Raw genomic sequence first — 19626 nt, forward strand, 5'->3', positions numbered from 1 at the left:
AAAAATACGAATTTTGACGTGACATTTTTATAAAAATTTCTGTCTAAAATGTCATAAATATACAAAATCAATATATTTATAAAATAAATAAAGCTTAAATAAATAGCGAATACATAAGTTTGCTTTGAACAATTGGTTAAAATATGACTTGTGGAATCTTTTTTAAAAGATGAATAAATACATTCTTTGTCACACTTTTCTTGTAAATTTATAAAAAGATGCTTAGGGCAATCAGGTTGTGTTGTGTTTTTTTAGATACAGCATACAAAAAAAATGCATCTCAACAGGATTACAGGTTGAGATGCGCAAAACAGAACAGGCAATGAACTTAAACCTTTTAAAACGTCCAGATTAAATCCGTAATTCACTTTCCAATATTGGCCAGATCTTTTGATGTGATTTCTTGAACATCAGCATGTGTCCAATCCGCTTATAACCGAGCTGTTGCGGATTCAGTTCAATTAATTTGGTCTGTGCATTCGGATACAAACGAAGTAAATCTTTGACATTGCTGTGCGTGGCAATTTCATCATCGGTTGCCCAGAAGGAGGTGATAGGGCATAGAATTTGCTGATGATAATCTTCAAAAATAGTTTTTCCTATGGCATTCATGACATAACCGGGCTTACTACAAAACTCAGCCCATTGCTTTGCAACATTTTTAGGCAGGTTTTCGCCCATCCCGATAAATTGGGTTGCGCCATAACCTTTAACAAAGCTTGAAACTGGGAAAATGATATTGAACATCAGCGGTGCCAGTACCTTGGTTTTACCTTTGAGGCCTTTGACATGGCCTGTTGAGCCCGCAATTGCTAATACTTTGGCAACCTTGTGATAATTTGATGCGATGCCAAGCAGTTGTCCTCCGGCACTATGGCCAACAATAATGACTTTTTCCGCTTGTGTACGATTCAACAATGCCTCAATTGCAGCAGGAATGTCATAAATTCCCCAGTCATTAATGCTTGCTGTGGAGTCTTTTAATGCACCATGTAAGGATTCCCCAATTCCACGGAAATCAAAACTCAATACTGGATAACCTTGTTGATTCAACCATTGGGCAAATGCATGATAAAAATTTTTGGTGATACCAGTCGCTGGGCAGATTAGAATCGGGTAGGACTTATCGGAATTGAGTGCTGGATAGAATTGAGCAGCAAGTTGATAACCGTCCTTGCAACTGATCCAGAAAGATTCAACGCTATTCATGGAAACGATACTCTTATGTATATATAGGATTACTTTACATAAGTTCCAAAAAGAAACCCATTTAAAAAATGACTTAAAAGTCAAACTTTATGTTATATAACCGTATAAAACAAAGTATAGGAAATCTGGAAAGAACATGTATGTATTAAATACAGCAACGCAATTGGCTATTGTATTCAGTGGTATTTTTCTTTGGGTGGGCATGGTAACCGGGGTCTGGAAGTATTATCAGATCAGACAGTCTGAACTGGCCAGAGCACACTATTATGTCGATATCGCTCATCGGAGTAGTCTGCTATATGCATCTGCAAGCCTGATTTTAGCTGCACTTAGCTATTTCACGGTTTTATCTGATCAGCTTGTTTTATTCTGTGTGGTTGCAAACTTATTCTTTTTTGCGATGTCGATTTTGATTTATATCTTGCATGGTGTATTAAAGGACACCACCAATCAGTTTAAGCAACCGCATAAAGTGGGGCGGTTGAATTTGCCAGCATGGTGCATGTCATTAATGATGTTAAGTTTAATTATTGTCGAGTTGGGTGCTACAACAGTATTGTTATGTGGAACGATAGCGAAGTTTTTAAATTAAAAAAAAATGGATGATTACTCATCCATTCTCCCTAGAGAATTTTTTTGGCGTGCTACGCTTAACTGTCGAAACTTTCGATCGACGATCGCCCACATACAAAAGGCAACAGAGACAATCAATGCATATGCAAAATATTCAGGTTTTAAATTACCTTTAATTGTGCCTTGAAATAACAACGTAACCATTAAGGCGAGCGTTGTGGTTGCATATACTACTGTATCATTTGCCTTCAGAGCGTTAATGAAGACTTGCTTGTTGAAATGTATTGATAACATCTCCATCCCTCCTTGTTGTGACGACAAAACCATGCGTTTTTGTCTGAATTGTTTTTTAAGTTGTACTGGTATTTTCTGAGCATTTCAAGAGCAAAAAGAGGGATTTTGAAAATAAATTTTTGAATGTATTGATTTATAAAGGTTTAAAGTATTTTTTATATTAATTTATAGTATTTTTTAGTTAAATATTGGTCGATATTTTTACAATATGAAATATTTATAAGGGGTATATAAAGTGAGTGATATCACTTTATCGTAAAATATCTACTATCACCACATCAATGTAAATAAGTAATTTTTATGCTTGCCTGATCAAAAAAGAAAGATTTGTCGTAAACAAAAAATGAACATTGGATAAAAGAACATTTTTTGTATAGCTAAAATCATGTTTGGGTAAAACATCATTTTAACGACAAATCATTTTACTTTTTCTGAGCCATCGCTCGGTCAATCACAATCGCAATTACCAGAACAGCCAGGGATGGGAGTAACCATGCAAGGTTTTGTTCATTTAAAGGTAAGTGCTGAATAAATGCTGGAAGTTGTGCGGTAAAGCCGGCAGCTTTAATTGCTTCAACAATGCCGAATAGAAACGCAATAGCGGTAACTGATCCAACCACAATAGAAGGATTATTCCAACGTTTCCAGAAAAAGCTGAGCATGATCACAACAATTGCTGGCGGGTAAATGGCACTCAGTACAGGTACAGAGAAAGCAATCAGCTTGGTTAAACCCAGATTGGAAATTAATAACGAGAAGCCAGTCAGAATGAAAACAAGCAATTTATAAGATAAACCGGTTAATTCATTAAAATATTCTGCACAAGCACAGGTCAGGCCAATCGCAGTCACCATACAGGCAAGGAAAATCAGACAGGTGAGGAAGTAAGAACCGTAATCACCAAACGCATGCTGTACATAAGCATGGAGGATGATGGCACCATTGGCTGCGTCAGGCGCAACTTCGTGACTGCCTAAACCCAGTTTAAATAAACTGATATAGACCAGGGTCAGTCCTACACCGGCAATCAAACTTGCAATAATGGCATATTTGGTAATGAGCTTGGTATCTGTGACACCACGAGATTGAATCGCCTGAATAATCACAATACCGAATACTAACGCACCCAAGGTATCCATGGTGAGATAACCACTGACGAAACCTTCAGATACCGGACTGCTGACATAATTATTCACTGCAGGTGAAATCAGACCGGTTGGAATAGCAAAAGCGGCAATCCCTAAAATGGCCAAGGCAATGATTTTTAAAGGCGCCAGTACATGGCCTACAGTATCGAGCAGTTTGTTGGGATACAGCGAAACTGCAGTCACAAAAGCAAAATAAACAATACTATAGATAAAAAGGCTGCTACCGGAGGTACCAAAATAAGGAGCAAAGCCAATTTCATAAGAAACGGTTGCTGTACGGGGTGTCGCGAATAGAGGTCCTACAGTCAGGTAGCAAGCAATGGTGAGCAGTAAGCTAAAGAAACGGCCAAGCGGCGAACTGATGATTTCGATCGAGCCTTTCATGCGAGATAAAGCCATGATCGTAATCACAGGTAAACCAACTGCAGTAATTAAGAAACCGAAAGCGGCCAGCCAGACATGTTCACCAGCCTGCTGCGCAACGATAGGAGGAAAGATAATATTGCCTGCGCCAATAAATAACGCAAAGGTCATAAACCCTAAAGCAATGATATCTCCTGTACGAAGTTGATTCATAAAGAGGGAGGCATAAAATAAAAGTGCAAATTTTAGAATAAAAAAGCGTTCTTTTGAAACTAATTTATGTGAAAATTGTCTGTTTTTTGACTAAAAAGAAATTATGAAAATCATATAATTAGCTGTGGTAAAGCTAATGCATTGAAAAGGTTTTTAAAACTCAGAAAATAAAAAGTGCTGATGTCTTTTCTCAATCAGCACAATCGAAATTAAATGTAAAATAAAAGTACGCTTTTAGTCTTAAAAAGATTGAAGATTTCCATGCAAGGGCGTACAACTATTGAAATACTTTATGCAGCCCTCATATCTTTTGCTTGCATGTGAAATTAATCTGATAGATGAATAAGGAAAATCTCGAATGAGAGCTTCTACTGTGACCATTAAAACTGAACAAGATCTTGAGAAATTAAGAATCTCAGGTCGTTTGGCGGCACAAGTGTTAGAAATGATCGGTGCGTATATTAAACCGGGTGTTTCAACTGAATATTTAGATGATATCTGCAATGATTATATCGTGAATACCTTGCAGGTGATTCCAGCCAATGTTGGTTATCACGGTTTTACCAAGACGACCTGTATTTCTGTGAATGAAGAAGTATGTCATGCGATTCCTTCTGCCAAAAAGATTTTGCAGGACGGTGATATCTTGAATATCGACGTTGCCGTGATTAAAGATGGCTATTTCGGTGATACCAGCCGCATGTATTTTGTCGGTCAACCAAGCGCTGAGGCCAAGAAACTGGTCGAAACCACTTATGCAGCCATGTTGGCAGGCATTCATACCGTCAAACCGGGTGCAACATTGGGTGATATTGGGCATGCAATCCAGACCGTTGCCCAGAATGCCGGCTATAGCATTGTTCGTGAATATTGTGGGCATGGTATCGGTCGTATCTATCATGAACAGCCCAATATTTTACATTACGGACAAAAGGGTCAGGGCATGGTCCTGAAAAAGGGCATGGTCTTTACCATTGAGCCGATGGTCAATGCAGGCAAACCTCATGTCAAAGAACTTAATGATGGCTGGACGGTGGTCACTAAAGACAAATCACTGTCAGCGCAATGGGAACATATGGTTGCGGTAACGGATGATGGTTTTGAATTACTTACCCCGTGGCCGGAAGGTACAGGGCATTATCCAGCCGTTTAATTATTATTGTGATGTCGAAAAGGCTCGGATATCAACCGGGCCTTTTCTTTGTTGAGCATTGGGTGAGTTGCTCAACCAGATAGTCAATAAAGACGCGTACAGCGGGTAATAGGCCACGGCGGGATGGATAGACGGCATGGAAAATACCATGCGGAGCGGTCCACTCTGGTAGTACGGTTACCAGTTGTCCTGTTTTAACAAAGTCTTGTGCAATGCTGTCCGGTAATAAGGCAATTCCACAATTTTGTATTGCCAGCTCGGCCAGCATCAAAAGATTTGAGCCCATAATGACCGGGTTGACCTTAATCTTTTTCTGCTGCTGATCCGGACCTGTTAACAGAAATTGCTGATCAAGATGATCTTCAGCCATGCTGATAATTCGATGTTCAGGCAGTTGTTCTGGTGTAGTGAGATTGCCAAACTCATTTAAATAAGCCTGACTGGCAAAAAGCCGTTGTTCAATCGCTTCAAACTGTCTGAGCACCAGATTTGGATCATCATCCAGTTTAGAGCGCACCCGTAAGGCCAGATCAATGCCTTCATTAATCACGTCCACACGGCGATTGCTCACCATCATCTGAACACGTACTTCAGGATATTTTTTCAAGAAAGCTGGCAGGATTTTTGCCATCTGGTTCTGGGCAATGTCGACCGGCACACTGACTTTGATCACACCACGCGGCTGGCTACTTAAATGATTGACCACATCATGCGCTGCTTGCGCCGCATTCATCATGACTTGTGCATGGCGGTATACATCCATGCCGATATCGGTCACGGCGAAATGACGCGAACTACGCTGAATCAGACGTACACCAAGTTGCTCTTCGAGGTTGTATACCCGACGACTGAGTTTAGATTTAGGAATATCGGTTGCACGTTCTGCTGCACTAAAACCGCCGTGTTCAACCACCAGCGCAAAGCAATAAAAATCATCTAAATCCGTTAGCATTACGCTATAAACTCCAGCTTATTGTGTTCAGGTTAAAACAGTATAAATGTAATTATTAAACATTTTGGGATAATAAGATATCTCGAACCTGTTGATATTGTTTCAATCGTTCAAAATCTTTCATTGTCGGAGACTGAATCCGTGATAAGTCCATATTGTCGGTGAGATCAGCCAGTTTCACAATACGTGCAATCGGATTCTGTACCGTGCGCTGCGCAGCCTGTATACGCGATTCACCCTGCTGTTTTGTCAGGGCAACAATTGCGTCGATCAAATGCGTTGGAAAACCAAGCGCATACAGCTCATCCGTCGTAGTTGCGGTATCCTCTAGAATATCATGCAAAACCGCAACGATTTTGTGCTCTATATCCGGCATGTTGAGCATCACTCTCAAGGGATGCAGAATGTAGGGGGCATCGGCTTTATCTACTTGGCCTGCATGCCGTTCTGCTGCAAGTGAAATCGCCCGTTCAAGTGTTGCCATGATTGAAATCCTCTCATTCAAAGTATAGACGATAGATTCAGGCATCATATTCTTTTAAACTGGATCAAATTTTTGATGCTTTATTATTATGTCCTATCAACTTATTCACATTGCCGATGCTACTCAAAATATTGCTTGTCCGTATTGCCAGCATGCCGTTTTAGATTGGGAACAGGAACAGTATATCCAACCTTGTGAACATACCTTATTTATGGCCATGGATTTAGGCTTTGAATTTATCGCCGATCGTTTCGACGAGGTTTTGTCACAATCGGTTGATGAAATTCATGAAGATCCGAATATGAATATTTTCGCCACGGTGAGTCAGGCAAATTATCCTGAAATGCAAATTTTTAAAGCCGATTTGGGGGTAGAAGGTATGTTTCGCTATGTAGGCTTTAGCCAAAACTAAACAACTCCCAATAAAAAAGCCAATCATGTGATTGGCTTTTTGCTTTACAGCTTATGCTTCAGGCGCTGGGCTGTACTGTTCAACCAATGGCTTTAACTCACCATTCTGGAACATTTCAAGCATAATATCGCTACCGCCAATCAACTCGCCATTGACCCAGAGTTGTGGGAAAGTAGGCCAGTTTGCAATTTGCGGCAAAGTTGCACGAATATCTTGATTTTCCAAGATATTTACGTAGGCAAATGGACGACCAATTTGGCTAAGTGCTTCTACTGCACGAGCAGAAAAACCACATTGCGGGAATTGTGGAGTGCCTTTCATGTAAAGTAAAACAGGGTGTTTCGCAATTTGATCACGAATTAACGCTACTGTATCACGCGCTTGTTCCGTCATAGATAGGATCCTCTACTAATCTTTCTGCATTATACCTAAAAAAAAGCGTGGCGGAGGATTGCAAAAGATTTTTCTTGTATAAAAGTGACTTTAAGCTTTCAATCTATGCAAGTTTTTGCTTATATAACTTTTTCCACTCCAACTACTGATAGATTGAGTTTGTTATGACTAATATCACTCTTGCTCCCGTGCAACCTGATCAACCCACACATCTTATGGCGACCTATGGTCGTCAGGCGATCAGCTTTGTACGAGGGCGAGGGGCGCATTTATATACCGCAGATGGAACCGAGTATTTAGATGCATTAACCGGGATTGCGGTATGTGGATTAGGGCATGCTCATCCGGTAATTGCTGAAGCGATCGCTGAACAGGCTGCAACTCTGGTTCACACCAGTAATTTATTTGAAATTCCTTGGCAAACGGCGGCAGCACAAAAACTGGCTGAAGTTTCTGGAATGCAGGAAATCTTCTTCTCCAATAGCGGGGCGGAATCCAATGAAGGTGCGATTAAAATTGCGCGTAAGTTCGGGTCGCAACAAGGGATTGTCAATCCTAAAATTTTAGTGGCAGAACAATCTTTCCATGGCCGTACACTTGCAACCTTATCTGCAACAGGTAACAAGAAAGTACAGGAAGGTTTTGCTCCCTTAGTAGAGGGCTTTGTTCGTGTGCCATTTGGCGATGTTGAAGCAATTCAGGAAGCAGCCATTACTCATCCAGATATCGTGGCGATCCTGATTGAACCCATTCAAGGCGAAGGTGGGGTAAATACTGCACCTCAGGGCTTTAGCTACCTGGAAGAGGTACGTGCTTTATGTAATCAGCACAACTGGTTGATGATGCTAGATGAGATCCAGACTGGCAATGGCCGTACCGGTAAATATTTTGCCTATCAGCATACCAATATCATTCCTGATGTCATGACCACGGCAAAAGGTTTGGGGAATGGCTTTCCTGTAGGTGCGGTGATGACCCAAGGTAAAGCGGTAGGCTTGCTGGGTGCAGGCAGTCATGGTTCAACCTATGGCGGTACGGTATTGGGTTCACGTGTGGTTTACACGGTGCTGGATACGCTGGAAAAAGAGAATGCTGTTGAAAATGCGGCAACCGTAGGTGCGTATATTGTTGATCAGTTAAGAGCGCAATTGGCGGATCATCATGTTCAGGTGCGTGGTTTCGGCATGATGATCGGGATTCAATTGCCAAAAGACTGTGCCGAGCTGGTTGCTATTGCACGTGATCAATATCAGTTGATTATTAATGTGACTGCAGGTTCTGTGGTGCGTTTACTCCCACCTTTGAATATGACTCAAGCACAAGCAGATGAATTGCTTAAACGTCTGGTCCCTGCCATCCAGAATTTTCTCAAAGCTTAAATAGCTAATATTCATAAAAAAAGGGCAATTCATTTGCCCTTTTTTATGTTTGATTAAAATCAACCAGAAATATATTGTTGTAACTGTTCAATCAGAATACGTTGATCGTCCATCGCTGCTTTTACCAGATCTCCAATCGAGATAAAGCCCACCAGCTTTTCCTGATCCAGTACTGGCAGATGACGTAAGTGTCGATCGGTCATGAGTTGTAAACATTCTTCTACGGTATGATTCAGGCTGACCGAGATCACTTTTGAGGTCATAATATCTGCAACAGGCGTATTATTGGAAGAACGTTCCATCAGGGCAATTTTGCGGGTGTAGTCACGTTCGGAAAAAATGCCAACGACTTTTTCATCTTCAGCAACAACCAAGGCCCCAACACCTTTCTCGGCCATGATCTTAATTGCTTCAAGTACAGTCGCATTGGGTGAAATCGTAAAAATGGATTGTACTGCTTTATTCTTGATGACTTGAGCAACGATTGTCATTGTTTATCCACCTGTGTTGTATTGTCGTTTTCATTTAACTTAACGGTATTTTTTTTAATTGCAAAGCGCTAATTTCATTCCAATGATAACTTTTGCGCATAAATGTTCAAAAAGTCATCATTGGTCTGCAAGTAAATTTTAAGCAGGTATGACCGCTTCGCGTGGCATAAAAAAGAAATGCTGCATTTGCTGGGTTGAAAGCTTAAATTTGCGGTGTGATGAGTTGAATAATGCAGGTTCAACCTGTAAACGGGTTAAGGTGGGAAGCAAGGACTCATGAAAGTCCTTAGGGGTGATTTTCCGTGGCGTGTAGTGTTTCCAGTTGGCCTTGGCATAACGATGGGCTTGAACCCCATTGAGCCAGAAAGGGAAGACATGACCGTCCTGATCTGATTTGATTGCCCAACCTTGATGGTAAAGGCCCCAAAGTGCACCACAGTACATCATTGTTTTTAGAATTGAAATTTTAATCATCAACTCTCGTGAAACCGGCTGAAAATGGTTAAAGCGATACATGTTATTGAACTAATATTCTTAAACTTATGGCTCATTATAAGAAATCTAGATGTCATTTATGTTTAACAATTGACTAAAATCGTAAGCAAATATTGTAGTTGCTTAGATAATTGATTGGTAAGTTCTTTGAATTTGTAAGCTAAGGCGTTGGATAAAATAGAATTATTGTATTTTTAGTAATCAGGAAATTTGATCTGGGTAGCTTAATGTTTTAATGCAGTACCAATGGAGAAGTAGAGATCATTTTACACATTATAATTTAACAGGCATTAAAAAAACGCCACCTGAGCAAATCAAAGCGATAAAAGCTTTGATATAGCGCAAGGACGTTTCTTTAAGCTTGGAGGGTTGCCATCTTCTGCCAATACTGGGCTTTTAAGGAATCTCGTTCTACTCGGAAGCCTTGATAATACAATTCTGCTAAAAATAGTGCCGCTTTGCCGTGGCCTGCTTTAGCAACTTCCTCAAGCTCTTTTACTGCATCTTGGAAGTTTTTTTGCGATTGAATTGTATTGACCGCATTTGCATATAGATGCTCTAGTTCATGGTGTGTAACATGTTGAATCATATAATAACTCCTTATTTTAATTATGATTACCGCAAATTCTATCCAAAGTTATACTACTTCGAATTTAAGCTACTTTAACTTAGAATTATTAAAGTAATATGACAAATTGATGGAATTGTCAAATATATTCAGCAATTTTGCGTAAATAAAAGCTTACACGATTAAACATTTACCACAAATAATTTTAAGTAGAATCAAAGTGAGAATAAGAGAAAAGGAGAATAACATGTCAAATGTCATTGATGGTGTGAATGTTGATGTTCCACCATTAGAAAGCCAGATTATTGCGCTAGCGCATCATCACCGTAAATTATTGGATGAAGCGATCTTTCATCAGGAAATTCATTTAGGTGACTATTGTCTGGCACAACGCAAACGTGTGTATGACTTTGCCAGCCATTTAAGCCCTGAGCAGAAAGACCGTTTTTATAAAATTTATGATGGAGAGCTGAGGAATATTGCCGACGATGACGATTTGCATCCCGCTGATGCAGAAAGTGGAGTCGGCATGTTTGCGATTTTCATTGTTTTGGTGATAATCGCATTTATCCTGTACTTTGCTTTTGTACGTTCGCTGGTCAGTTAATCACGGCTAAAGTTATTTGCATGTTCAATAGGTTGTGGAATTGTGACTTATTGAACGTGGTACTTGTCCTAAGCGAATCAGAGACATACACTACCTCTAATTCGAGGTAGGTTATGTTGTCTATACTTTCTAAACATAAATTGATGCAATCCAGAGTAGGATTCAAACTCGACCAATTTTATAATATTTTGGTCGCTATTATTATTTTGTCCATTTTTATACTTGCGTATAACGCATTATTACGTCCAGTCAGTTCATTGCAATATCAGCAAGTGGTGCAGTTTGCTCATCAGGCCAGCCATCCGCGGACCCAGCATATGGCCATTGAGGTGTTAGAGCAGACTCCCATTCGCCGTATTAATTATTTAAAATTATTAAATGCTTATCAATTTGAATCGAACCGGATTAAACAATATCCAGCGATGGCAAAAGAAGATGAGTGAGTTTTAATCGACTCATTTCCATTATAAATGAATGCATTGCCTTATTCGGGAAAAGGATAGCAATTTATGCTAGACTGGCCCCATTTTAAAAGCTGCTTTACTTTCAAGGAATCGACATGCAACAGCAATCGAATATGCAAAATAAATTCTTGATAAATGCTGATATCGGCGATGATGATGTCACCTTACCAAGTTTACCTGCTGTCGATGTTCCCATTATAGAGCCTGCAGTACAAAAGCCAATAGAGCCAGCTGTTACTGCTGCGGTAGAACCTGTTGTGCCAGTGGTTGAAGAAGAAGCCAAATCAACAGGTTTCTTTGGTCGTATGAAAGATGGATTGACCAAAACCCGCCGTAGTTTTACGGATGGTATGGTCAACATTCTGATTGGCGGTAAAGAAATTGATGATGAGCTCTTGGAAGAAGTTGAAGAGCAGCTTTTAGTGGCAGATATTGGTGTGGATGCGACCAAAACCATTATTGCGAATCTGACTGAACGTACTGCGCGTGGAGATTTAATCTACTCACATGCTTTATACAAGGCGTTGCAAGAAGAATTGGTTGCTTTATTGGCACCCCGTGTTAAACCGCTACATATTGATCCGAATAAATCACCGTATGTGATTTTGATGGTGGGTGTAAATGGTGTAGGCAAAACCACAACCATCGGTAAACTGGCCAAGCGTTTACAGGGGGAAGGCAAGAAAGTCATGCTGGCTGCGGGTGATACCTTCCGTGCAGCCGCAACTGAACAATTGCAAATATGGGGTGAGCGTAATGACATTCCAGTCGTTGCACAGGGCCATGGCGCTGACAGTGCGTCTGTGATCTTTGATGCATTTGAAAGTGCACGTGCCAAAGGCATTGATGTATTGATTGCAGATACCGCTGGACGTCTGCAAAACAAAGCCAACCTGATGGAAGAGTTGAAAAAAGTAAAACGTGTCATGCAAAAGATCGATGCAACCGCACCGCATGAAATCATGCTGATTGTAGATGCGGGCACCGGTCAAAATGCGATTAATCAGGTACAGCTGTTTGACGAGGCTGTTGGTCTCACCGGTATCACCATTACCAAACTGGATGGCACAGCAAAAGGTGGCGTCTTGTTCAATATTGCAAGCCGTACTCATGTGCCGATTCGCTATATTGGTGTAGGTGAGAAGATTGATGATTTACGTCCATTCTCAGCAAAATCATTTGTTGCTGCGTTATTTGAAACAGATAAATAAATCGTTTTTTATATGTAATAAAAGCCGAGTTTTCGGCTTTTATTTTTTTAAAAATAAACTTTTAAAAAAATACATGAATAATTTAAAAAAGAGCCTTTAACATGAATTTTTTCTTAAAACCTTTAGCCTTTATTATGTTAACCAGCCTCTTAGGCACAACTCCAGTATTGGCCTTAGGCGATACTGATGCCATAAACACACTCACCCAATATGCTGAACAAGGTGATAGTGAAGCACAATATTCTTTAGCGACGATGTATGCGGATGGCGACGGAGTTGAACAAGATAATGCTAAAGCAGTACATTGGTATCTTATGGCCGCAGATAAAGGAAATGTTAACGCTCAGAATAATTTAGCCTGGATGTATGAAAATGGCAAAGGAATCGCACAGGATCATAAAAAGGCTTTTGAGTGGTATCAACGTGCAGCCCATCAAGGCGATAGCAATGCACAATATAATCTGGGGGTGATGTATGCGCATGGGCGGGGTGTGCAGAAAGATAATAATAAAGCCCATCAATGGTATTTTAAGGCAGCCGAACAGGGAGATCTGGATGCACAGCATTATTTAAGGATGTCTTATTTACTTAAGCAACTCGATCAAGCAGGACAGAAGAAATACAAAATGATTTCAAAAGACTGGGTGATTCCTGTGGTTGAGGCAGAAGAAGCGAGCGCAGAAGCGGATTAATGCAAGAGGATTTTAATTGTTTCAAAAATAAAACGATCTGTCATGTTTTTTAGACTATTCCTAAAAAATATGTCGTTATACACTACATTCAATCCAAGATAACGCCCCAGGGCACAAGGTAGGAATAACAACATGAGCAACTTCTTAAATAGTATTAAATCACGTCGTACAATTTATGCAATTGGTAAAAACCTGACTGTAGACCAAGCTACAATTGAAGAAACGATCCGTGAAGCTGTAAAACAAAGCCCATCATCATTTAACTCACAAACTTCTCGTGTTGTGACTTTATATGGTGAGTCTCACACTAAGTTCTGGGAAATTGTACGTGAAACATTACGTAAAATGGTTCCAGCAGAAGCTTTCGCTAATACAAGTGCGAAAATTGATAGCTTTGCAGCAGGCTTTGGTACAGCGTTATTCTATGAAGACCAAGATGTTGTGAAAGGTTTACAAGAACAATTTGCGTTATATGCAGATAACTTCCCGGTATGGTCAGAACATTCAAGTGCGATTGCACAGTTTGCCACTTGGACTGCTTTATCTGAAATTGGTGTTGGTGCGTCATTACAACATTACAATCCAATTATTGATGCTGAAGTTGCAGAAACATTTGATATTCCTGCGAACTGGAAATTACGCGCTCAGTTGGTATTCGGTTCTATCGAAGCTGCTGCGGGTGAAAAAACATATATGGATGATGCAGCACGTTTCAAAACTTTTAACTAAGTAAAGAATGCGCAGTAAAAAGAGCACCTTGAGTGCTCTTTTTTTGTTTGCATAAAATATGCAGATTGCATTTATCCTGTATATCCCAATGGATAGCCTAGACATCATTTTTACGTGAAGTAAGAGGTCTAACAGTTAAAATGAAGGACTGGACGTTACCTGCAGAATGCATGACTAAATGAAGCTTGTCTTGAATAAACACAATCAATTTACAGGGAAATGCTTTTGGTTGTGCCCAATTGTTCCGATTCACCTGTGACCGAAGCTTTAGCCAGTTTAAAAAGGGTCGCTATCTTACCTGAACCTTTCCAGTATTGGGCTCCATTACAGTTCACACGAAGCAGTTGAATGTCAGGATCGGTTTTACCCTGTTCAAAGAATGCCTCATAAGCCGAAGACCATATTTCATCCAGCTTTGCAGGGTCATTTACACACTCAGCCACGCCATTAATTGAGACATAGTCATTATTTGATGTATTGCTATAACCCAAATTGACTTGATGGTTTTGAGGAATACTTTTTACAAGCTCTGAACTTTTAGAACCTAAAAACCAGACCACTCCATCAAAATCAGTATCCTGTGTGGTCATTGGTGCTGAATGCAAATGACCTTTTTCAGTAATAAACGTGATCATGGCAAATTTAATGCCTTTAAGTAGCTGATTTAATTCTTGATATTCACTATTCAGGTTGTTCATGACGAAATTCTCCTAAAGTTTGTTTTTCCAATATCACTGAAAATAAAAGGGTTAAGGGTTTCGGTTTGTGCGCTATTTGTTTTATCCAGCTAGAAATGCTGTTTTCCTGTTAATGAAATTATTAAAAAATATTTAAATCGAATGATCTCAATATCTTTTAAAAAAATGGCTTAAAACGTGTCAAAAGATAATTAAGCCCACGAGAGCTGAGCTTGGGCACAAACATCAACGCATGAATTAATTCCCTTAAAAAGTATGAGATTAGGAAGCTGGAATTGTTGAGTCCTGTTCATTTTTATAACTGGTTATGATTTGTGGTTTTAATTATAAGTTTTTGTTTTATAATGCTAAATTTGAAATAATTATGTGAAAAGTGTAAAATATACACTTGTCTTTATTTGTTTTTTTAACGGGTGGCTTTTTTGAAAAAAATACTAATTCTTTCTATAACTACGGTTGCTTCTGGTTCGGTGTTTAGTGCTGATGATGTATTGGCTAAGCCTCAGTCTATATTGGTGTTGCAGAAGGAGGACACCCAATTGGAGCTCAAAAACGATCAGCAGGTCGATTTTTTTGAGTCATTGAAACAGCAAGAACAGGATCAGATCAATCAACGCACTCAAGATTTAGAGAATTTACACGAAATTCAAGCAAATACCGCTAACATGAGTCCGCATGATAGAGCCCAGTATTATCTGGAGCATAGACATTATGGGGCTTTAGATGCGCATGGAAATGGTCAACAACTCAGTTCATTAGAAAAAGCCCGTAATAGAGGAGTAATTTCAAATCGGGACTATCAACAGAAAATTGTAAAATACAATCCTTCGCCTATAGCACATCGAAGCGACCAGCTTAAATTAACGATTCCTATCGGAGATTAAAAAGCTCCCCTTGTCTTAAAAGATGGGGTAGACAGTTTATTGAACTACCCACATCTTTGCTCTCTAAGAAGCGAACTCTCATGTCGTAGAGTATCGCTATTTTTATAGGTGGATTAATGTACTATTGATAGATAAGCTGATGAAAAAATCAATTCGCATGCGTGGCTGATCTCGTTGAGAATCAATTTTGCATAGGTGAAATTATTTTATAAAAGCAGTGCAGGTAAGCTGAAGGTTGAATCAATTATTTTTACTATTTGGTAAAAAAATAGGTTAAAAATCTAACTTTTTTGTGCTACTTTAATTTACTTTTCAAGGGGTTGAAAAGTATGAATATTATCAAATTTTTAAAAAGCTTTAATACAATGGGATTTTATCTAACACTAGCAAGTATTGTGTTGCTGATGTTGATTGTATATTTTTATTTTATTAACCCCAATTAAATACCAAAGTCTGTCTTTAGCCACCTGTGGGTGGTTTTTTATGCTGGATATTTTTTGATTTAGATATAATTACACAGTATTATTTACCTATTGGTAACAATTTAAACATTCTAATTACAAACTTATTGTAAAGTGTTACATCTAATCTGATATAAAAAATTTTAATAAAAAGAGGTTGATAATTATGAATATTTTTAAGTTTTTAAAAAGCTTTAATACGGTAGATTTCTATTTGGTGCTTGCAAGCATTATGCTCGCAGTACTGATATGTTTATTTTATATTGTAAGCCCGAACTGAAATGAGGCTTAAACTGGCAAAAGTGATGTCTGGCGTTTTTAGACGCCCACATTGCAAGGTTGATCCTGTTGATGAGATATGATGATGTAAAAGGCTTGAAAATGTTTTTTCGATCACATTAATAACAATAGAACAAAGCTTATTGGAATAAACCTTTAATCTGCGTGAAACTAGTTTAAATTTTAACAAAATCAAAGGCTAGGTAACTTATGTGAAAAAATGCAAAAAGATTTTGTAGGCGTTTTTAAATGAAGTAATATTTCTCTTTATAAATAATAGCTTAAATCAATTTATTGGCTTATGTTGATTTTGTGCTGTAGATATCTGAAAAAAAGCTAAATTCTTGCAATAGACAGTTTCAATTTTTGTCATAAAATCGTCATAATCGCATTGCATAGTGCATACGGTTTCATAAATTGTTTATAACGAGAAGAGTCTAATGTCTTTAAGAGTTGGTGTTGCTGCTTTAGGGTTATTATCAAGTAGTTTAGTTTTTTCAGCAGTCACAATCACTGCACCTGAAGAAATCGTGATTCTTGCTGTAAATGGACAGGAAGTAAACAACGGATTAATTCCTTCGAAGAAAAATAATTATCAGGTCGATCCTGGCAATTTGCTGGTCAATGTGCGTTATCGTGAATATTTCGAGCATTTGAACGGTGAACATGACATCGTTAAATCCGGTGTGGTCACGCTTCAGGCCCCTAACTTGCAGGATAATCAGTCTTATAGTCTGGCGCTTGTAAATGCACCAAAAGACTTTGATGCTGCCAAAAAATATGCTGATCAACCGACAGTGGCTTTATATGATCAAAATAAAAAACTTGTAGTACAACAAACCGGTGCGAACAATGAAGCGCAACCTTGGTTTACAGGAAATAATTTCCTAAGCCGTACCCTGGATTTAACGCAAAAGAATAAAAACAATGCTGTAAACCAGCCAGCACCTGTTTATTCAGGGGCTACCTCACAAGCAGCGGTAGTTGCATCTGCGCCGGTTGCGGTCACAACGACAGCCCCAACGGGAACAGCAAAGACGACCGATCAGCAAATGGCAGATTTATGGCAAAAAGCATCTAAGGCTGAACGTCAAAAATTCATGGCATGGTTAGCTGGTCAAAGCAACTAAATTTCATATCAATAAAAAGGCCGATGATCTCATCGGCTTTTTTATGCCTCTAAAAAATAATTAGAGTGTTTCTTACTTAAATATCTAGCAGTACGTTAAACCTGATTTTCTGTTAGAACTGTACGATGCGGTTTTTGAGTAGACCAGATCGAACCATTTGGTGCACTTTGTGCTCGACCTCTTGCTTGTTGGTAAAAGCGTAAAAACAGTAAAGAGAAGCATATCGCAACAATATCTATCCAGATTAAATGCCCTGTTGAATACCATAACCCTTGAATAGGAAATAGGTAAGCGAGAATAGAGGTGGATGGAATCAGTAATAAAATTACCGCAATGGCAAAGAAGAGTTGAGCTAATGCTTTGGCTGCGCCAATAAGAAAACTGTATAAAATACAAGCAATAAATACAAAATAGTAGCTACACATAAATACATGGTTATGACTTTGTAATTGCATTGGAATGACGTAGGCCCATCGTCCAGTCAGCATGCTCACACATATTGCCAGTATACAGCCTAGACAGGCACCGATCGTAAGATTAGCAATAAACATCACATCCTTACGTTGTTGTGGAGCGGGCAGTTTAGGATTTTTCTGTTTCCTTAAGCGCGTTTCAATCCACAGGATATTGCCAGAATAAAATAAATAAGCCCCACCTAAACCGAAGATTAAATAAATCCAGCGAATGGGTTCGCCACCATAATTGCCAAAATGTAATGCGAACATAGAACGGATCAGTGACGCAGCCGTGCTTTCTTCTGTTGAGAGGGTTTTGGTTGGATATGGTGAATCTTGATAAGGATTAAAACTCATATAATCAAAAGTATCACCTCGTAGCATGCGATCTGGATGATACAGTGCAACGAATGCAGAGGCCCGTTCAGGATGATTCAGCTGATTGAAACGGATACCATCAATGCGATAATTAGGGGCAGCTTTCTGTATATTCTGCAAAATCTTTTCTACATCGAGCTGTGGAGCTGGATCAACAATTTTTACCGCAGGTGGTCGTTCAAAAAGTGGTTTGTCTTTTGAGACCAGCTGGCTAAGTGCACTGTAGAAAATATCATGAAAGGCAAAAACAACGACGCTAACACTGATAATGATATGAAAAGGTAAGCTGGTGATGCCAATGACATTATGGGTATCTAACCAAAAACGTTTCTTATTTTTACCTGGGCGGATCGCAAAATAATCTTTGATCAATGTCGGCAATAACACGATCAGACCGGACATGATTGCAAGAAAGTAGAGAACTGCAACCACACCCATCACCATAACACCCGCAGTATGATGACCCATCATGCCGGGAATACCTGCGGTTTCATGGAGTTGTTCAATCAGCCAGCCTAATTTAGATACATTCTCTTGTTGTGCAATCAACTGACCATTGGCATCGAGTGTTGCCAACATACTGGTTTGAGCGATATCAACTCCATGATGATCTTCCGCTGACTCATGTGCTGCTTGCCATTGAATCGGTGCATTATGGCCATCTGGTGAGCTAAAACTCAGGGTAAAGGCTTGCTTTGTCTCTGGATATTGTGCCTGTACCTGTGCAACGAGCTGGTTATATTGGTTAGGTTGAATGGCCGCTAGTTTTTGTTGAGGAGGCGTTGCCCATTGGCTCAGCTGGTGCTGGAACATGGTTAGTCCACCAGCAAAAAAGCAGATGAAGAGAAGAATACCGGCACTGACTCCGACCCATGTATGAAGATTTTTACCGGTTTTAATGATATCTGCGCGAACTTTCATTTTTAACCTCTCAACCAGAACAACAGGGCATAAGCAAGCACATTCGCAATGCTGAAAATCACAATACTTTGCCAACCTTTCGGGATGAAATAGGCCATAAAGAAACTAAATAGCCAGAACCACGGGATCGACCACATGCCTAACTGAGGGGCTAGGGAAGAATCTGTATGAGATTTACTGAGTAGAACAATGATTGCACCGATCGCCATCGCAAAGCTCAAGCCAAGAAAACAACCCGTAAGCGTTTTTGTCCACCAGTCTGGTTGAAGTTTTTGTTTGAGTAGATTCATTTTAATTTGGCCTTTTTATGAACATCAGCAGAGGCGCGAACGACCAGACCAGTGTCGCAATTGCAAGCCAGATCAAGATTGCCACGAGTAAAGGCAGCGCATAAAGCAACATGCTTAAACCGAGCAATAAACCGATGAGGGCTATGTAAAAAGAATAACGACCTAGTTGGGTTTTTAAGAAAAGCTGATTGGGATGGCTGAGATAAAGACCCAGACAGGATAGAAGCGAAACCATGATTCCGAGTAGTTTTAAAGACATAGGTAAAATCCATAAATAAGAATGATAATAATTATTATTTA

The 19626-nt window shown here is 39.4% G+C and carries 24 protein-coding genes; 11 read left to right on the plus strand and 13 right to left on the minus strand.

The genetic code is table 11. From position 1 onward, the window contains the following. Positions 1-351: 351 nt before the first annotated feature. Positions 352-1209 carry an alpha/beta fold hydrolase gene (locus tag MSG93_RS04610; protein WP_324620739.1) on the minus strand — a complete coding sequence of 286 codons (858 nt, stop codon included), beginning with the start codon at positions 1207-1209 and terminating at the stop codon, positions 352-354. A gap of 136 nt (positions 1210-1345) precedes the next feature. Here MSG93_RS04610 and MSG93_RS04615 point away from each other — a divergent pair, with 136 nt between their 5' ends. Next, positions 1346-1801 (plus strand): hypothetical protein, encoded by a 456-nt coding sequence (locus tag MSG93_RS04615; RefSeq protein ID WP_324620740.1) that lies wholly within the window; start codon positions 1346-1348, stop codon positions 1799-1801. Positions 1802-1815: 14 nt separating this feature from the next. Here MSG93_RS04615 and MSG93_RS04620 read toward each other — a convergent pair whose 3' ends face one another. Both MSG93_RS04620 and brnQ read right to left on the minus strand, forming a co-directional pair. Further along, positions 1816-2076: a hypothetical protein gene (locus tag MSG93_RS04620; protein ID WP_005230776.1), complete on the minus strand. Its 261-nt coding sequence runs from the start codon at positions 2074-2076 to the stop codon at positions 1816-1818. 422 nt (positions 2077-2498) lie between these two features. Next, the gene (brnQ, locus tag MSG93_RS04625) at positions 2499-3800 is read right to left on the minus strand and encodes a branched-chain amino acid transport system II carrier protein (protein WP_005286189.1); all 1302 of its coding nucleotides are present in this window, start codon (positions 3798-3800) and stop codon (positions 2499-2501) included. Positions 3801-4158: 358 nt separating this feature from the next. Between brnQ and map the strand changes: the two genes are divergently transcribed. Next, on the plus strand, positions 4159-4953 hold the full coding sequence (gene map / locus MSG93_RS04630; RefSeq protein WP_005286186.1) for a type I methionyl aminopeptidase: 795 nt from the start codon (positions 4159-4161) through the stop codon (positions 4951-4953). 31 nt (positions 4954-4984) lie between these two features. Here the strand turns inward: map and MSG93_RS04635 are convergent, their stop codons facing one another. Then, the gene (locus tag MSG93_RS04635) at positions 4985-5905 is read right to left on the minus strand and encodes a LysR family transcriptional regulator (RefSeq protein ID WP_324620741.1); all 921 of its coding nucleotides are present in this window, start codon (positions 5903-5905) and stop codon (positions 4985-4987) included. A gap of 55 nt (positions 5906-5960) precedes the next feature. Further along, entirely contained in the window at positions 5961-6389 is a 429-nt protein-coding gene (locus tag MSG93_RS04640; RefSeq protein WP_324620742.1) for a guanosine-3',5'-bis(diphosphate) 3'-pyrophosphohydrolase, read from the minus strand. 88 nt (positions 6390-6477) lie between these two features. On the opposite strand from MSG93_RS04640, the gene MSG93_RS04645 reads away from it, so the two are divergent. After that, positions 6478-6801, plus strand: a complete 324-nt coding sequence (locus MSG93_RS04645) for a hypothetical protein (RefSeq protein ID WP_324620743.1) — start codon at positions 6478-6480, stop codon at positions 6799-6801. 51 nt (positions 6802-6852) lie between these two features. Here the strand turns inward: MSG93_RS04645 and grxD are convergent, their stop codons facing one another. Then, entirely contained in the window at positions 6853-7194 is a 342-nt protein-coding gene (gene grxD / locus MSG93_RS04650) for a Grx4 family monothiol glutaredoxin (RefSeq protein WP_004772459.1), read from the minus strand. 164 nt (positions 7195-7358) lie between these two features. On the opposite strand from grxD, the gene MSG93_RS04655 reads away from it, so the two are divergent. Next, positions 7359-8573: an aspartate aminotransferase family protein gene (locus tag MSG93_RS04655; protein ID WP_324620746.1), complete on the plus strand. Its 1215-nt coding sequence runs from the start codon at positions 7359-7361 to the stop codon at positions 8571-8573. A 59-nt stretch (positions 8574-8632) separates the two neighbouring features. Here the strand turns inward: MSG93_RS04655 and MSG93_RS04660 are convergent, their stop codons facing one another. The 3 genes from MSG93_RS04660 to MSG93_RS04670 form a co-directional block, all read right to left on the minus strand. After that, positions 8633-9064, minus strand: a complete 432-nt coding sequence (locus MSG93_RS04660; RefSeq protein WP_005230768.1) for a CBS domain-containing protein — start codon at positions 9062-9064, stop codon at positions 8633-8635. A gap of 138 nt (positions 9065-9202) precedes the next feature. Next, complete coding sequence (locus MSG93_RS04665) at positions 9203-9580, minus strand: DUF2750 domain-containing protein (RefSeq protein WP_009512710.1); 378 nt, start codon at positions 9578-9580, stop codon at positions 9203-9205. 334 nt (positions 9581-9914) lie between these two features. After that, a complete protein-coding gene (locus MSG93_RS04670) occupies positions 9915-10148 on the minus strand; it encodes a hypothetical protein (RefSeq protein ID WP_005230766.1) in 234 nt (77 codons plus the stop codon). Positions 10149-10374: 226 nt separating this feature from the next. On the opposite strand from MSG93_RS04670, the gene MSG93_RS04675 reads away from it, so the two are divergent. From MSG93_RS04675 to MSG93_RS04695, 5 genes are all read left to right on the plus strand, one after another. Next, a complete protein-coding gene (locus MSG93_RS04675) occupies positions 10375-10734 on the plus strand; it encodes a hypothetical protein (protein ID WP_005230764.1) in 360 nt (119 codons plus the stop codon). Positions 10735-10847: 113 nt separating this feature from the next. Continuing rightward, a complete protein-coding gene (locus tag MSG93_RS04680) occupies positions 10848-11177 on the plus strand; it encodes a hypothetical protein (RefSeq protein ID WP_005230763.1) in 330 nt (109 codons plus the stop codon). 116 nt (positions 11178-11293) lie between these two features. Next, the gene (gene ftsY / locus MSG93_RS04685) at positions 11294-12409 is read left to right on the plus strand and encodes a signal recognition particle-docking protein FtsY (RefSeq protein ID WP_324620747.1); all 1116 of its coding nucleotides are present in this window, start codon (positions 11294-11296) and stop codon (positions 12407-12409) included. A gap of 101 nt (positions 12410-12510) precedes the next feature. Next, positions 12511-13101 carry a tetratricopeptide repeat protein gene (locus MSG93_RS04690; RefSeq protein WP_324620748.1) on the plus strand — a complete coding sequence of 197 codons (591 nt, stop codon included), beginning with the start codon at positions 12511-12513 and terminating at the stop codon, positions 13099-13101. Positions 13102-13233: 132 nt separating this feature from the next. Beyond that, positions 13234-13830: a nitroreductase family protein gene (locus MSG93_RS04695; protein WP_005230755.1), complete on the plus strand. Its 597-nt coding sequence runs from the start codon at positions 13234-13236 to the stop codon at positions 13828-13830. A gap of 209 nt (positions 13831-14039) precedes the next feature. Here the strand turns inward: MSG93_RS04695 and MSG93_RS04700 are convergent, their stop codons facing one another. Continuing rightward, positions 14040-14528, minus strand: coding sequence for a pyridoxamine 5'-phosphate oxidase family protein (locus MSG93_RS04700; RefSeq protein ID WP_324620749.1), 489 nt, complete (start codon positions 14526-14528; stop codon positions 14040-14042). Between the two features lie 422 nt (positions 14529-14950). Here MSG93_RS04700 and MSG93_RS04705 point away from each other — a divergent pair, with 422 nt between their 5' ends. After that, positions 14951-15412: a hypothetical protein gene (locus MSG93_RS04705; protein ID WP_324620750.1), complete on the plus strand. Its 462-nt coding sequence runs from the start codon at positions 14951-14953 to the stop codon at positions 15410-15412. A gap of 1180 nt (positions 15413-16592) precedes the next feature. Beyond that, positions 16593-17282, plus strand: a complete 690-nt coding sequence (locus tag MSG93_RS04710) for a DUF2057 family protein (protein WP_005230747.1) — start codon at positions 16593-16595, stop codon at positions 17280-17282. Positions 17283-17377: 95 nt separating this feature from the next. Here the strand turns inward: MSG93_RS04710 and MSG93_RS04715 are convergent, their stop codons facing one another. Genes MSG93_RS04715 through MSG93_RS04725 form a run of 3 tightly spaced genes read right to left on the minus strand, consistent with a single transcriptional unit; the run spans position 17378 to position 19585 of the window. Further along, positions 17378-19036, minus strand: coding sequence for a PepSY-associated TM helix domain-containing protein (locus MSG93_RS04715; protein WP_324620751.1), 1659 nt, complete (start codon positions 19034-19036; stop codon positions 17378-17380). A 2-nt stretch (positions 19037-19038) separates the two neighbouring features. Continuing rightward, positions 19039-19326 carry a hypothetical protein gene (locus MSG93_RS04720; RefSeq protein WP_005286141.1) on the minus strand — a complete coding sequence of 96 codons (288 nt, stop codon included), beginning with the start codon at positions 19324-19326 and terminating at the stop codon, positions 19039-19041. 1 nt (position 19327) lies between these two features. Beyond that, entirely contained in the window at positions 19328-19585 is a 258-nt protein-coding gene (locus MSG93_RS04725) for a hypothetical protein (protein ID WP_324620752.1), read from the minus strand. Between the last annotated feature and the right edge of the window lie 41 nt (positions 19586-19626).

This window comes from Acinetobacter sp. IK40 (assembly GCF_035615075.1).
Lineage (GTDB): Bacteria > Pseudomonadota > Gammaproteobacteria > Pseudomonadales > Moraxellaceae > Acinetobacter > Acinetobacter courvalinii.

Excerpts from the sequence above, each read along its gene's own strand:
- brnQ (WP_005286189.1), bottom strand. The coding sequence starts at position 3,800 with ATGAATCAACTTCGTACAGGAGATATCATTGCTTTAGGGTTTATGACC.
- MSG93_RS04660 (WP_005230768.1), bottom strand. The coding sequence starts at position 9,064 with ATGACAATCGTTGCTCAAGTCATCAAGAATAAAGCAGTACAATCCATT.
- ftsY (WP_324620747.1), top strand. The coding sequence starts at position 11,294 with ATGCAACAGCAATCGAATATGCAAAATAAATTCTTGATAAATGCTGAT.
- MSG93_RS04695 (WP_005230755.1), top strand. The coding sequence starts at position 13,234 with ATGAGCAACTTCTTAAATAGTATTAAATCACGTCGTACAATTTATGCA.
- MSG93_RS04715 (WP_324620751.1), bottom strand. The coding sequence starts at position 19,036 with ATGAAAGTTCGCGCAGATATCATTAAAACCGGTAAAAATCTTCATACA.
- MSG93_RS04640 (WP_324620742.1), bottom strand. The coding sequence starts at position 6,389 with ATGGCAACACTTGAACGGGCGATTTCACTTGCAGCAGAACGGCATGCA.
- MSG93_RS04700 (WP_324620749.1), bottom strand. The coding sequence starts at position 14,528 with ATGAACAACCTGAATAGTGAATATCAAGAATTAAATCAGCTACTTAAA.
- MSG93_RS04620 (WP_005230776.1), bottom strand. The coding sequence starts at position 2,076 with ATGTTATCAATACATTTCAACAAGCAAGTCTTCATTAACGCTCTGAAG.
- MSG93_RS04615 (WP_324620740.1), top strand. The coding sequence starts at position 1,346 with ATGTATGTATTAAATACAGCAACGCAATTGGCTATTGTATTCAGTGGT.
- map (WP_005286186.1), top strand. The coding sequence starts at position 4,159 with ATGAGAGCTTCTACTGTGACCATTAAAACTGAACAAGATCTTGAGAAA.
- MSG93_RS04655 (WP_324620746.1), top strand. The coding sequence starts at position 7,359 with ATGACTAATATCACTCTTGCTCCCGTGCAACCTGATCAACCCACACAT.
- MSG93_RS04670 (WP_005230766.1), bottom strand. The coding sequence starts at position 10,148 with ATGATTCAACATGTTACACACCATGAACTAGAGCATCTATATGCAAAT.
- MSG93_RS04635 (WP_324620741.1), bottom strand. The coding sequence starts at position 5,905 with ATGCTAACGGATTTAGATGATTTTTATTGCTTTGCGCTGGTGGTTGAA.
- MSG93_RS04610 (WP_324620739.1), bottom strand. The coding sequence starts at position 1,209 with ATGAATAGCGTTGAATCTTTCTGGATCAGTTGCAAGGACGGTTATCAA.
- MSG93_RS04680 (WP_005230763.1), top strand. The coding sequence starts at position 10,848 with ATGTTGTCTATACTTTCTAAACATAAATTGATGCAATCCAGAGTAGGA.
- MSG93_RS04710 (WP_005230747.1), top strand. The coding sequence starts at position 16,593 with ATGTCTTTAAGAGTTGGTGTTGCTGCTTTAGGGTTATTATCAAGTAGT.
- MSG93_RS04665 (WP_009512710.1), bottom strand. The coding sequence starts at position 9,580 with ATGTATCGCTTTAACCATTTTCAGCCGGTTTCACGAGAGTTGATGATT.
- MSG93_RS04690 (WP_324620748.1), top strand. The coding sequence starts at position 12,511 with ATGAATTTTTTCTTAAAACCTTTAGCCTTTATTATGTTAACCAGCCTC.
- MSG93_RS04645 (WP_324620743.1), top strand. The coding sequence starts at position 6,478 with ATGTCCTATCAACTTATTCACATTGCCGATGCTACTCAAAATATTGCT.
- MSG93_RS04720 (WP_005286141.1), bottom strand. The coding sequence starts at position 19,326 with ATGAATCTACTCAAACAAAAACTTCAACCAGACTGGTGGACAAAAACG.
- MSG93_RS04675 (WP_005230764.1), top strand. The coding sequence starts at position 10,375 with ATGTCAAATGTCATTGATGGTGTGAATGTTGATGTTCCACCATTAGAA.
- MSG93_RS04725 (WP_324620752.1), bottom strand. The coding sequence starts at position 19,585 with ATGTCTTTAAAACTACTCGGAATCATGGTTTCGCTTCTATCCTGTCTG.
- grxD (WP_004772459.1), bottom strand. The coding sequence starts at position 7,194 with ATGACGGAACAAGCGCGTGATACAGTAGCGTTAATTCGTGATCAAATT.